Origin of the sequence: Flaviflexus sp. (assembly GCF_052087705.1) — a bacterium.
Lineage (GTDB): Bacteria > Actinomycetota > Actinomycetes > Actinomycetales > Actinomycetaceae > Flaviflexus > Flaviflexus ciconiae.
Window position 1 is genome coordinate 1,374 of sequence record NZ_JBQCYC010000020.1, and the last position, 13,778, is coordinate 15,151.

At 59.6% G+C, this 13,778-nt stretch carries 9 protein-coding genes; 8 read left to right on the forward strand and 1 reads right to left on the reverse strand.

Annotation, left to right across the window (positions count from 1 at the left end; translation table 11 throughout):
• Positions 1-168: 168 nt before the first annotated feature.
• The 7 genes from ACTHUY_RS09605 to ACTHUY_RS09635 all read left to right on the forward strand — a co-directional run bounded on the left by ACTHUY_RS09605 (position 169) and on the right by ACTHUY_RS09635 (position 10,523).
• The gene (locus ACTHUY_RS09605; RefSeq protein WP_441655099.1) at positions 169-1,179 is read left to right on the forward strand and encodes a LacI family DNA-binding transcriptional regulator; all 1,011 of its coding nucleotides are present in this window, start codon (positions 169-171) and stop codon (positions 1,177-1,179) included.
• A gap of 686 nt (positions 1,180-1,865) precedes the next feature.
• The gene (locus ACTHUY_RS09610; RefSeq protein WP_441655100.1) at positions 1,866-3,503 is read left to right on the forward strand and encodes an MFS transporter; all 1,638 of its coding nucleotides are present in this window, start codon (positions 1,866-1,868) and stop codon (positions 3,501-3,503) included.
• A 418-nt stretch (positions 3,504-3,921) separates the two neighbouring features.
• Positions 3,922-5,124: a Gfo/Idh/MocA family protein gene (locus tag ACTHUY_RS09615; RefSeq protein ID WP_441675900.1), complete on the forward strand. Its 1,203-nt coding sequence runs from the start codon at positions 3,922-3,924 to the stop codon at positions 5,122-5,124.
• A 12-nt stretch (positions 5,125-5,136) separates the two neighbouring features.
• Positions 5,137-6,777, forward strand: a complete 1,641-nt coding sequence (locus ACTHUY_RS09620; protein ID WP_441675901.1) for an MFS transporter — start codon at positions 5,137-5,139, stop codon at positions 6,775-6,777.
• A 376-nt stretch (positions 6,778-7,153) separates the two neighbouring features.
• Positions 7,154-8,128 carry a LacI family DNA-binding transcriptional regulator gene (locus tag ACTHUY_RS09625; protein WP_441675902.1) on the forward strand — a complete coding sequence of 325 codons (975 nt, stop codon included), beginning with the start codon at positions 7,154-7,156 and terminating at the stop codon, positions 8,126-8,128.
• 191 nt (positions 8,129-8,319) lie between these two features.
• Entirely contained in the window at positions 8,320-9,510 is a 1,191-nt protein-coding gene (locus tag ACTHUY_RS09630; protein WP_441675903.1) for a Gfo/Idh/MocA family protein, read from the forward strand.
• Between the two features lie 14 nt (positions 9,511-9,524).
• Complete coding sequence (locus tag ACTHUY_RS09635) at positions 9,525-10,523, forward strand: sugar phosphate isomerase/epimerase family protein (RefSeq protein WP_441675904.1); 999 nt, start codon at positions 9,525-9,527, stop codon at positions 10,521-10,523.
• 436 nt (positions 10,524-10,959) lie between these two features.
• Here the strand turns inward: ACTHUY_RS09635 and ACTHUY_RS09640 are convergent, their stop codons facing one another.
• Complete coding sequence (locus ACTHUY_RS09640; protein ID WP_441655106.1) at positions 10,960-11,196, reverse strand: hypothetical protein; 237 nt, start codon at positions 11,194-11,196, stop codon at positions 10,960-10,962.
• Positions 11,197-11,629: 433 nt separating this feature from the next.
• On the opposite strand from ACTHUY_RS09640, the gene ACTHUY_RS09645 reads away from it, so the two are divergent.
• Positions 11,630-13,432: an ABC-F family ATP-binding cassette domain-containing protein gene (locus ACTHUY_RS09645; RefSeq protein WP_441655107.1), complete on the forward strand. Its 1,803-nt coding sequence runs from the start codon at positions 11,630-11,632 to the stop codon at positions 13,430-13,432.
• Positions 13,433-13,778: the final 346 nt, after the last annotated feature.

The following is a 13,778-nucleotide window of genomic DNA, read 5'->3' on the forward strand; positions in this document are numbered from 1 at the left end:
CATACCCCGCCAAACTGGTCTGGTTTTGCCCACAGGGTTCGGTGTCAACGCACGGCACGGGCGGATAAGGGCGGGGTAATGCGGTCTCCCCGCTATCCTGAAATGGTACGCATGCGTTTTTGGCTGTTTCGTCACTGATAGAGACGGGTGGCCGAAGGATTTAAGGGGATGAGAGTGAACAAGCCGTCGCGCCCGACCCAGGTCGATGTTGCCAAGATGGCGGGAGTATCCCGTCAAACGGTTTCACTTGTCGTTCAACGAGATCCCCGCGTCTCCGATATTTCCCGCGCGGCCGTTGAGAAGGCCATGAAAGAACTGGGTTATCGCCCAAACCTTTCGGCACAGGCCTTGGCGGGTCGTCGAACCGGCTTCCTCGGCATCGTCCTCTCGGGCCTGGAAAATACTTTTCATGCCGAGCTTGCCGAAGGGTTGCGCCGCAGGGGAGAAGAGCGCGGCCTTATTCCATTCGTCTCCGTCGTCAGCGACTCGATGGAAGAACAGTATGCTGCGGCCCAGCGCTTTACCGAAGTAAACGTCGATGGTTTAATCCTTGTCTCCCCGGTGTTCCCGGACGAGACGATCTCCGAGTTTGGCAGTCGGCTCCCCACCGTCCTTGTCACCCGCAATGTTGGCCCGGCCGAGGTGGATCTGGTTCATTCCGATGATCGCCTCGGCGCTCAGACCGTTGTCCAACACATTGCTGCCGCCGGCTACGACCCGCTGATTTATCTCGGCTACGAGCGTGCTGTCGAAGGCGACTCGTCGAGTACTCGTATCGCGGGCTACCTGGAAGCGATGGCAGCCATGGGTCGTGAGCCGGCGATGTTCGATGCGGGGGAGACCCCGCTCGGGGAGCTGTGCCGCGAAATTGTCGGAACCTACGGGCGCGGCTTCGGTATCTCCTGCCACAACGACCTTATTGCGTTCCAAACGGTTGGCATTCTCAACGACATGGGTCTTGTGCCCGGCATCGATTACGGTATTGCAGGCTACGACAACACGACGTTGGCAAACTTCCCCGGTGTCTCGCTCACAAGCGTCGATCAGAAGACGGGAGAGCTGGCGAAGCTTGCCGTTGACCTCATCATCGAACGCATCGAGGGTCGTTCCGAACGCAAGGACATTACGCTCCCATTTCAGCTTGTTGAACGCCGAACAACGGTTCCCGCGGTGCGGTAGGCGACGCCCATCCGCACAATTGCCCGTGCAAAACCATCCGCACCGGCACGCGGATGTTCATCTACCATGCTGACCGACGGCCCCAATCAACACCTGCTCATGAGGACCTGTTCATAAGGTAACGAGCAAACTGGGGGAGGCCGCGCGTTAGCCCCCGTCCGTATCGGTCGTCCAATGCTCGTGGCCACGCTGAGCAATCGCCTGACAGCAAGGCACTCGTAGGCCGTTAGAAGCGGAAATATCACCCGAAATCAGCTGTGAGCTTCATCACTGTAAGCTCTGAATGGGGCTGCAAAATTCTGCAAGAACTACATATTTAGCGCGCTCCAAAAGTGCGGGGCGAGGTTCAGTTTGGCGCGCGCCAAAGCGGAATCGAGGAAAAGTGTTAACGCGAGTTAACGCTGTCGATTCAACGCAATAGATGTGCAATCTGGAATGGTCTGGAATTGTTACGCGATCCTTGGGAAATGTCCGAACATATGTAAGGATCGACCAGTAGGGCGAGTGCAGTGAAGCATCGCACCGCAAAAGAGGAGAACGAATGTCAATGATGACTCTCGAAAACAGGGTCATGTCGGATGGTCGAGTTGCTCGATCGTTCCGCGTGATGGGGCCCGTTGCGTTTGCGCCTGGCCCGATGCTCGCTCCGAGCACTTTCGTCTGGAATAGGCAGGGAAGGTAACGACATGTCCCAGAATGTTGAATACCCCACTGGGGAAAAACTTAAGAAAATGGTGGATGAGACCCCGATGTCCGGTAAGCACCGGTCAATCGGGTGGGTGGCAGGTATTGCCTGTCTCGGCTCGTTCCTGTTCGGCTACGACACCGGTGTGATCTCCGGTGCGCTGCCGTTTATGCACATGCCCTGGGATGCTGGGGGCCTGTACCTGAACTCTGTTGAAGAGGGCCTCATCGGTGGCATCCTTCTCATCGGCTGTGCTTTCGGCGCCCTCTTCGGTGGTCGCCTCTCCGACCGCTTCGGCCGTCGCCACAACATCATGGTGCTCGCCATCCTATTCTTTGTCGGCGCCCTCATGGTTGCGTTCGCTCCGAGCCTCTGGTTCATGTATCTGGCTCGCTTTGTTCTCGGCCTCGCCGTCGGTGGCGCTTCTGCAACCGTCCCGGTTTACCTGGCTGAGACCGCCCCGAAGCGTATTCGCGGCACCATCGTGGCCATTGACCAGCTCATGATCGTGACCGGTCAGCTTGCTGCCTTTGTTGCCAATGCCATCATTAACCAGGTTGTGCGCGGCCCCCGTCTGGAGATCGACCAGGCTGCTTCGCTTCCCGATGGTGGAACCCTCACCGCCGGTGAGTACACCTGGTCTGAGATCACCGATCTCGCCACGCTCTTCGCATCCGACGAGGCTTTCCAGTCCTTCGTTGGCCAGCTCTCCGTCGACACCGGTAACGGTGACGCATGGCGTCTCATGATGCTCATCTGCTCGATCCCCGCCATTGCGCTGTGGCTCGGCATGCGCATGATGCCGGAGTCGCCCCGCTGGTACGCGGCAAACCACCGTTATTTCGATGCCATCGGTGCTCTCAAGCGCGTTCGTGACCACCGCGATGCCCCGGTCGAAGACGAGATGGCGGAGGTCATCGATGGTCAGATCGCACAGGCCCGCACGAAGAAGGGCACCTTCTCAGAAGTCTGGAACACGCCGTGGCTACGCAAGCTGTTGCTGGTCGGTATTTTGATCGCCGTTGCCAACCAGACAACGGGCGTCAACACCGTCATGTACTACGCGCCCCGCGTCCTCGAGGCTGCGGGCATGACCACCCAGGCTGCCATTACCGCCCAGGTCGCGAACGGCGTCATGTCGGTTCTGGGCTCGTCAATCGGCCTGTACCTCATCTTCAGGTTCCGCAGGCGCCAGGTCCAGCTCGTCGGTGTTGCCGGCATCTTCATCTGTCTGTTCATCATCGCAGGGCTGTTCGGCACGCTGATCCAGCCGCACCTCGATGATGGCACGAACCCGGCCCCGGCCGCTGCCTTCCTTGTCCTCGGCTTCATGGGTCTGTTCATGCTCATCATGCAGTCGACGAACGCACCGGTGACCTGGACGGTCCTGGGTGAAATGTTCCCGAGCCACGTCCGCGGCATCATGAACGGCGCAGCAGTGTTCTGCCTCTGGATCGCCAACGCAATCGTGACCTTCGTCTTCCCGACGATGATCGATAACCTCGGCGGCATGATGACCTACGGAATCTTCGGAGTCATCAACGTCATCGCCTTCATCATGCTCTGGAAGTGGATGCCCGAAACCGCGGGTCTGTCCATGGAGGAGATCGAAGCAGAGAACGAGAAGCGGTTCTCGTAAAAGCCCGGTGCTGCGGGGAGTGCTGTGTGGTGCACTTCCCCGGGGCGCCACTCGCTCCCGATTGGGGAGTGGCTCCACGAAGCTAGAACCAACAGGTTCACAGCTGAAATGACGCGCTGATACCGCAGAGCTGACACCGCGGTATCAGCGCGACATGGCGAGAGGGGGTAGGCAAAGGAGGAGCGGCCGGATGGTCGCGAGCGAATATCTGATCGGTCGAGGGGTAAGATGAGTTGACAAACAAAATGTTCGGGTTGCGGGCTGTAATTTCGCGCACGGCAACGCCGAGATTGATCAGCGTTCCTCCATCGATTTGTAATTATCTTTAGTTGAAAACTTGGCATTTGTGCTGACATATGCGAGACTCTTTCCTAGAAGTTGGGGCAACGTAGCTCCCGCTTTGGTAAGAGGAGAAAGTATGTCAGCGAAGACTCTGAATGTCGGTGTCATCAGCCTTGGCTGGATGGGCCGACTTCACACCCGTAGCTACAAGCAGCTGCAGGAACGGTTCCCCGAGGTTGATGTCAAGATCAACCTCGCCGTCGCCTGCGATCCGATTGAGGAGACGCGCCGCGTCGCCGTCGATGAGCTCGGTTTCGACCGAGCTGTTTCCGATTACCGCGAACTGCTCGCGGATCCCGCGATCGATGTCGTGTCGATCTGTTCCCCGAACTTCCTGCACCGGGAAATCGCGCTTGCCGCGATCGAGGCCGGGAAGCCCTTCTGGATCGAGAAGCCCATGGGTGTCTCGGCCGCCGAGTCCCGCGAAATCGCGGAAGCCGCAGAGAAGGCCGGTCTCATCACCGGTGTGGGATTCAACTACCGTCACACCCCCGCTATTGAGAAGCTTCGTGAGCTTATCAACGAGGGTCGTCTCGGCCGTATCACCAATGTGCGTGCCTGGCTGCTTGCCGACTATGCGTCGCAGCCCGATGGGCCGCTGACCTGGCGCTACAACCGCGAACTCGCGGGTGCTGGCGTTGTGGGTGACCTCATGAGCCACGGTGCGGACCTGATCCAGTACCTGGTCGGACGCATTGATACCGTCACCGCGCTCACGGGCACCTTCATCCCCGAACGCCCCATCCCGACCAAGGCCGGCGTTGGCCACTCCGGCTGGGAAGTTTCCGACGAGCTCGGCCCGGTCGAAAACGAAGACTACGTTGCCATCCTGGCCCGCCTCGACAACGGCGTTGTCGGTACCCTTGAAGCTTCGCGCGTCGCTGTTGGCCCGCGCGCCGAGTACATGGTTGAGGTGTACGGCACGAACGGTTCGGCACGGTGGAATTTCGAAGATCTCAACGATCTCGAGATCTGCATCGGTCGTAACAACGAATTCCAGGGCTACACCCGGGTCATGGCAGGACCTGCCAATTTCCCGAACTTTGCTCGGTTCCAGCCCGGCGCTGGCACCTCGATGGGCTTCGACGACCTCAAGGCTGTCGAAGCGGCCAAGTTTGTCCAGTCCGTCCTCACCGGCGAGCAGCTTGCTCCGTCCGCAGCGGATGGATGGTCAGCGGCCGAGGTTGACGAAGCGGTTGTCCGCTCGGTCGAGTCGGGACAGTGGGAGAAGGTTGCTGCCGTCAACGGCACGACCACCTTCGATCTCGGCAGGAAATAAGGAGGCGGGACCATGTCAAAAATCAATGATGCTCCCCTGGAGGGGTACCCCACGGGCGAGAAACTCAGCCGGATGGTGCAGGAGACACAGCCCTCCGGTAAGCACCGTACGATTGGCTGGGTTGCCGGCATCGCCTGCCTCGGTTCGTTCCTGTTTGGTTACGACACCGGAGTGATCTCGGGCGCCCTGCCCTACATGTACATGCCCTGGGATGCTGGCGGCATGCACCTGAACTCCCTCGAAGAGGGTCTTATCGGCGGCATCCTCCTCATCGGCTGTGCCTTCGGTGCACTCTTCGGTGGGCGTCTTTCCGACCGGTTCGGGCGCCGCCACAACATCATGCTACTGGCAATCTTGTTCTTCGTTGGCTCCCTCATGGTGGCCTTCGCACCGAACCTGCCCTTCATGTACGTTTCCCGCTTCATTCTCGGCCTCGCCGTCGGTGGAGCATCCGCAACCGTGCCGGTCTACCTGGCCGAAACTGCTCCGAAGCGCATTCGCGGCACCATCGTCGCTATCGACCAGCTCATGATCGTCGTCGGTCAGCTTGCTGCCTTCTCGTTCAACGCGGTCATCAACACGATGGCGGGCGGCCCGAAGTTGACGATTATCGAGGACCCCACGGGCACCCTCCAACCCGGCGAACAGCTCTGGTCAAACGTCACCTCGCTTGAGAACACGTTTGAAAACCAGGAAGCGTTCCGGATGTTCGTTGATCAGCTGGTCATTGACACCGGCAACGGCTCGGCATGGCGCTACATGCTTCTGCTCTGCTCGATCCCCGCAATCGCACTCTGGTTCGGTATGCGAGTCATGCCGGAATCACCGCGCTGGTTCGCACACAACCGCCGCTACGTTGATGCGATTGGTGCCCTGAAGCGCGTTCGCGATCATCGCGATGAGCCGATCGAGCAGGAGATGGCAGAGGTCGTCGCCCTTCAGATCGAGCAGAACCGCACCCGGAAGGGAACCTTTGGAGACATCTGGCAGACGCCATGGCTACGAAAGCTCTTCTTGGTTGGCCTGCTCCTGGCGGCATGTAACCAGCTGACCGGCGTCAACTCGGTCATGTACTACGCGCCAAAGGTCCTCGAGATCGCTGGCATGACCACGTCGGCCGCCATTACCGCACAGGTCGCTAACGGCGTCATGTCGGTCATCGGTTCCTCTCTCGGCCTGTACCTGATCTTCAAGTTCCGCCGCCGTACGATCCTCCTTGTTGACGTCGCAGGCGTGGCAGTCTGCATGTTCATCATCGCAGCCCTGTTCGGAACCCTCATCCAGCCGCACCTGGACACGGGAGATAACCCGGCCCCGGCCGCAGCCTTCGCCATCCTGGCAGTCATGGGCGTGTTCATGCTGATCGTTCAGTCATCGAACGGCACGGTCGTGTGGACCATGCTCGGTGAGATCTTCCCGGCCCACGTTCGCGGCATCGCCAACGGCGCCTGCATCTTCTTCCTCTGGATCACGAACGCACTTGTCACCGTGACCTTCCCGGTCATGATCGACAACCTCGGTGGCATGGCGACCTACGGAACCTACGGCGTCATCAACCTCATCGTCTTCGCCGCCCTGTGGAAGTGGATGCCAGAAACGGCTGGACTCTCCATGGAGCAGATTGAGGTCGAGATGGAGAAGAAGTACTCCTAAAACCGAACGGAGAAGACCTTCAGTCACACTGACGGGCTTCTTCCTATTCCAACGGCAAGGGCGGTCCTGCGGGGCCGCCCTTGCCGTCCCGGATTGCCCCCTTTGCCGAGCTTCCCTTCGTTGACCTTCCCTTCGTCGACTGCCGTTCCCAGGTCGCCTGTTTCTCGACCGTTTCTTCTCGGGTAATCCCTTCTCTTCCTGTCTCGTTCCTGGCTATCTCGTCCGATTCCGAGTCGGCTCCGGGCACTATTTGTGCTGACTGGCTCCCGACGTAACCGATCGTGAGCAACGGCGGCGGTGACGATAATGGGAGCGTTTGCCGTGGCGATCATGGGGGAGTGGCATCACTGGCGTAAAGTTTTATCGGAGGAGAATTATGCAGGCTGCTATTACCCAGAGCGACGTCGCCCGAGAGGCCGGCGTCTCGCGCGGGCTCGTTTCTTTAGCGCTGGCTGACTCTCCGCGAGTTGCGACCGAGACCAAAGAGCGTATCCGCGAGGTCGCGGCCCGGCTCGGATACTCCAGGAACTTCGGTGCGGCGGCCCTCGCCTCGTCGCGGAGCATGCTTATCGGTGTCGTTCTTCCAAACCTGCGCAATCCCTACTTTGAGTCGCTCGTTGCGGCCTTCCAAGCTGAAAGCGAAGCGCGCGGATATACGGTTCTTACTGCAACCGCGTCAGGTGATGAGGCGCGTGAGAGAGCAATGCTCGAACACTTCCAGACCATGCGGGTCGGCGGCCTGATCCTTGCCACCCCGTCACGCCCCGCAAGCCACTACGTTGCTATCGCTTCCCGACTCCCTCTCGTTATTGCTGGGTCGCCGTACGATGGCGGGCCGGCACACGTTGTCCATATCGATGAGTTCGAGGCAGCGCGCATAGCCGTCACCCACGCCGTGGACCGCGGCTACTGCCGCGTTGTTTACCTCGCAGAAGACGTCGACTCTGAGGCTGCCGGTTACCGCAGGGCGGCCATTGTTGCGGCGGCGGAAGCCGCCGGGCTTGAGGTTGATGTTATGACCCCCGTTGCGAGTGCGGAGCAGTTTGGCACGCAGGCGAAGCGGGAGCCCGGCTCCGTCTGCATCTTCGCCCACAATGACTACCTCGCCATCGATGTCGTCTCCCAGCTCCGCCAAGCCGGTATCGTTCCCGGCTCCGATGTTGGCATTATCTCCTACGACAACACGTTCCTTGCCCGTCACGCTGGGTTTGATCTGACATCTATTGACCAGCGACCCGACGTTCAGGCGAAACTCGCACTCGATGCAATCGAGGCACTTGCCGCCGACAGCGACCCGTCCGGCGGCGACATAGTGGTGTCGCCTCAACTCGTTGTCCGGACTTCCTCCTAGTCGCTGTCTATTCGCGGGCGCGAACGACGTTCGGCGACTCGACCACCCAGCTGTGACGCACCTCTCAGTTGTCGAATCGGAAAACCTTCTCGAATTGTATTGACATTGTTCTTGAGCCGGGGCTATTCTAAAGACAATGTTAACGCGCGTTAACTCGCTCGTACTAATGGATATATTGACGAAGGAGTCCCATGTCCACGAAGCCCATTTCGGTAGCAGTCATCGGCGCAGGCATGGCTGGCCGCACCCACGCCAATGCGTGGCGCCAGGCATCTACGCTCTACGAGCCGGGAGTTCTTCCCCCGGTACGTCTCGCAGCTATCTGCGATGCATTCGAGCCGTTCGCGAAGGCCTCGGCCGAGTCCTACGGTTACGAGCGCTACGCGACGGACTGGAAGGAGATCGCGGCCGCGGACGACATTGATGTCGTGTCGATCGTTGTTGCGAACCGCCTCCACCGCGAGATCGCTGAGGCTCTTATCCTTGCTGGCAAGCATGTCCTGTGCGAGAAGCCCCTGACGGACACCCTTGAGGACGCGAAGGCCATGACCGAGGTGGCTGAGGCTCACCCCGAGGTTGTGACCGGCATTGGCTTCGGTTACCGTCGCCATGCCTCAATCGCGAAGATCGCTGAACTTGCTCAGAATGGTGACCTCGGCGAGGTGTTCCACTTCGATGGTCGCTACTGGTGCGACTACGGCGTTGACCCGAACACGCCGATCGCATGGCGGTACAAGGGTCCGATGGGCTCCGGTGCGCTTGGCGATGTTGGCTCGCACATGACCGACGTTGCCGAGTTCATCTGCGGTCCGATTAAGCGGATCTCCGGTGCCACCCTGTCCACCGTGATCAAGAAGCGTCCCCCGGCTGTGGAGGGCGTTGCTGGCGGTCGCGGCATGGCGGTTGAGGCAGAAGCAACCGAGGTTGTTGAAAACGATGACGTTGCCATGTTTAACGCCGAGTTTGAGAACGGCGCTGTCGGCTCAATCTCCGTTTCGCGCGTTGCCTTTGGTGACCCGAACGCTCTCATGTTTGACGTCATGGGCACGAAGGCGAAGGCTTCCTTCGACCTGGCCCGCGGCGGCGAGATCCTCCTCAATGACGAAACGGCCGAGCCGGGTATGCGCGGACCCCGCCAGATCCTGACGGGTCAGAACTTCCCGTACTTCAAGGGCGGTTCATCCATGGACTTCGCCGGTGTGGGTACCACCCAGATCGACCAGTTCAACTTCCAGGCACGGGCCTTCCTCGGCCAGGTTGCCGGTATCGACGAGGGGCTTCCCCCGGTTCCCTCCTTCGCGCATGGCTACCGCGCCATCCGCATCCAGAACGCTGTCGCTGAATCGGCTGCCAACGACGGCGCCGCAGTCGAAATTAACTGAAAGGATCCATTTCCATGGCACTGACCCTTGGCGCATACACCGCCTGCCTCCACGATCGTCCCCTCGCTGATGCTCTCGATGTTCTCAAGGAAGCCGGGCTCACCGGTGCTGAGATCAACGTCGGCGGCTTCATTCCCTCCCCGCATGCACCCGTCGATGCTCTCCTCGCATCGCAGGCTGCCCGCGACGAGTACCTCGGCCTCTTCGACGAGAAGGGCATCAAGCTCGCTGGCCTTACCGCTTCCGGTAACTCCCTGAACCCGCTCCCGGACATCGGCCCCCGTCACCACTACGACCTGAAGCGCGGCATTGAACTTGCTGGCAAGCTCGGCGTGGAAGAGCTCGTCTGCATGTCCGGTGCACCTGGCTCAGATCCGGATGCGAAGTACCCCTCCTGGGTTGTTAACCCCTGGGATGGTGTATATGGCGAGATTCTTGACTACCAGCACTCGGTGCTCGACCCGTACTGGCGCGAGATGGATCAGCGTGCACAGGACAACAACGTCAAGCTTGCAATCGAACTCCATCCCCACAATACGATCTTCACCCCCGTGGGCTTTATGGACTTCGCCGACCGTATTGACGCGAAGAACGTTGGCGTCAACATGGACCCCTCGCACCTCATGTGGCAGCAGATGGACTCGATTGAGGCCACCCGTTACCTCAGTGACAAGGTCTTCCACGTCCACGCCAAGGACACGAAGATTGAGCCCGGCGTCGGTATCCGTGGCGTGCTCGACACCTCGCACGGCCGCCCGCCGGCCGATGAGTCGAAGCGTTACCCGTCCGGTATGAACCACTGGTGCCAGGTATGGCCCGAGGATCCGGCATGGCGGTTCGTCCACGTTGGCTCCGGTCACGACCAGGCCTGGTGGACCGAGTTCCTCCGCGCCGTCTACGAGATCAACCCGAACATGAACGTCAACATCGAGCATGAGGACGGCAAGTTCGACAACGTCACCGGCCTCAAGCTCGGTGCCGACACCCTTATCGCAGCCGAAGCCGCGATGTAACAAGACAGCCGTGCGTCTCGGCAACGCATGGTGGCCCTCTCGTCGGGCCAGTGCGAACAGCGTAATGTGTGGGCGCTGAACGCATGTGGGCGGGAACCATTGAACCTGGTTCCCGCCCACAAACGTCTCTAACGAAAAACGGGAGGCAGCCCCGCCCTGGGTGTAGATAGTCGCGCTCGTAGTAGAAAGCCATTCAAAATATCGGCGTCTCCACGGATGCATTCTCAAAAAGTAGCTATCTGTTTAGTCGTCGTGTCGGCCACTTGTTGGTAAAGAAAGCGGAGGCCCCCTGGGGGAGCCTCCGCTGAAGTCTTCGCATTCGCGTCAATCGCGAGCAGATCCTCGGGGCGCCCCGCAGGGCTACGTCCCGATATCCGTCTGTAGGCCGGATGATGAATACCTCCGCTGTTTGGAGGGTGCCCGGCACGGCACTGTTCTAGGCGTTGTACTGGGCGTTCTTGACTGCGGCAGTGATGATCGTGCCGAGTGCGACGGCGCTAGCGATAAGAGTAACTACGGGCAGGTTCAGGAACAGACCTGCAACTGCAACGATGAACATGAGAGCGAGGAACGAAAGGATTGCCGAGGCGTTAATATCCTTGGATCCGTCAACGGTCTCGTGCGAGGCCTCAAACTGCTGGGCGTAAGCGTGAGCTTCAATGATGCGCGACAAAGTCGAACTCCTTGTGGTCGTGGGGTGCAGGTACGCGGTCCGTGCCCTGCACTGCCGTGTACTTGATCCCGGAGGACCCGTTCCGGTTGGAACACCTCAATCGTATCAAAGCCTGTAATGCTTACAAGCGTGCTTGCATTATTGTGGCAACTTGCTGAGCAACTCGCCTTTGAATTAAACTGTTAAATGGTGTCATAGAGCCAATAATGTGTACGTGTCGCAACCGCTTGGGTGTGCAAATATGTTGCATTCAGTTGCACTCGTTGTTGGAGAACTAGTGATTTCTGGCTCGCCTCCCGTCACCAAAGCGCCGCGGGGCTTGCGCGTCTGTGTTGGCTCGAATATATTCTTCAGCATGTTGAAGTAGTGCAGTGATCAGATCCGCGACCGAGGCGAGGCCCGGCGGATACTTTTTGCACTTTCAAGGACCCTTGTGAATTATCACCATCATTCTGCCGTGCCCGGTTTCGCTCAATCAGCTGTTTCCCGCGGTAGCCATATCCGCGTTGAGGGCGTGTCGAAATCTTTCCCCGATAGGCGCGTGCTGACAGATGTTAGCTTCACTGTCTCCTCCGGGAGCCGTGCCTGCCTGGTGGGCGAGAACGGTAGCGGTAAAACAACACTCTTAAGGATCCTGGCCGGGCTCGATCAGGACTTTGTTGGTTCAGCGCGCGTGCCGGGAACTGTCGGACACTATCACCAAGAGCCGCCCTTTCCGCTGTCGTGGACCGCTCAGGAAGTTATAGAGGATGCGACAAGCAGGCAGCGTGCCGTGCTGGAGACGATTGAACGATCGGCGACGGATATGGCGCGACCGGATGCGAATCGAGAGGACCTATCTCGTGCCGCCGAGGTCTATGAAGCTGCGCTGGCCGAGGCTGAGCGATTGAATGCGTGGGATATTGACTCCATTGCCGAGCGCGTTCTGGATGCCTTTGGGCTGAGCGGAATCGACCTGTCCCGAAAGGCTCTGCACATGTCGGGCGGTCAGGTGGCAAGACTGTCCCTCGCGTGGCTGATTCTCAAGCGGCCGGAGACACTTCTGCTTGATGAGCCGACGAACCATCTGGATGATCGGGGATCGGCCCTGCTGGTCTCGATGCTTGCGTCCTGGCCCGGGCCGGTTGTGATTGCGAGTCACGATCGAGCGTTCCTCGATGAAGTTGCCACAATCATTCTTGATCTTGATCCTGCTCCGAGCCCGTTTCGGGATGCTCCGCAAGATGATTCACCGGGATCCGGCCTCGGTATCACGTCCTACACCGGTACCTACACGGACTATCTCGACGTGCGGGAAGCGGAAAGAAGGCGTTGGGAGGAACGATTTAGTGAGGAACAGGCGGCGCTCAAGGAAGCTCGTGCACGGGTAGGGTCGTCCCACAGTGTTGGTCATTCATCCCGTCCTCCGCGCACCGAGGCCAAGATGGCGAAGAAGTTCTACTCGGACCGGAACGCCAAAGTGGTATCCCGGCGGGTCAAGGATGCTGAGCGTGCACTCGAACGGCTTGAAGAAGACCAAGTTCGCAAACCGCCGAAGAGGCTGAGCTTCGCGGGGCTCTCCGCCGGCGTTGAGGACAAAGGGGCCGAGCGGGCTGACACCGGTGGTGACGGGGGACAGCGGACGATTCTTTCCGCAAACAGACTCGCCATTCCGGGAAGGCTCGCACCCGTTTCTCTCGATATTAGAGAACATGACCGGCTCCTCATTACGGGAGAAAACGGTAGCGGTAAGTCAACAGTGCTGAAGATTCTGGCGGGGGCTGTTACCGAGTTTGATGGGACCTTACATCACCCAAGCGGACTCACGATCGCATCTCTGGCGCAGGAAGTGGGTGTGATCTTCGAGCGTCATACCGGAGCCGAGCGACGTGGCTCATGGCGGGAAGAGACGGTGGAGCGCCTCTACGTGCGTGCAGTTGGGGAAGAACGTGCTGAGCACGTATCGCTCGGCACCTTTGGCTTGATTGCGGGGCGAGATGTCCAAAGGCGCGTCGGTACCCTCTCGACCGGGCAGGTCCGCAGACTGGAGCTGTCTGTTCTTCTCGCAAATCCGCCGGACATCCTCCTGCTCGATGAACCAACGAACCACTTCTCGCTCAAGCTTGCCACCGAACTCGAGGACTCGATCCCTGACTATCCGGGTGCCGTCATCGTGGCAAGCCATGATCGTTGGTTACGAGAGCGGTGGGAGGGGCGCAGGCTCCACCTCACCCAGTGCGGCCCGGGCACCGCATAAGTGATCGGTCCGCGAAAGCGCCATGCCTGGCAAGGTGCCTTCGTGTCATTCGATGGGTGGCCCCTTCCCATTGATGGCTACCGGTTATCGAATCGAATCCAGACCGGGATCGCCGCATCGGATCGCATTGCTCAATTCAATTGCCACGCCATAGGCGCACCGATCCCTTGAAGCGACGGAGTCATCGGTGATGTTGGCGGAGTCACCATTCGGTGGTAGGGGCAGGGTCATGCGCGGCGTGTGTCCCACGGCTACTTGGTCGTCCGTTCTCCACGACCGTGCGTAGCCTTCTCTGTCAGTAACAGTCAGAACAATCGAGTTCCGATCGGCCGTGGTGTAAGGCGAG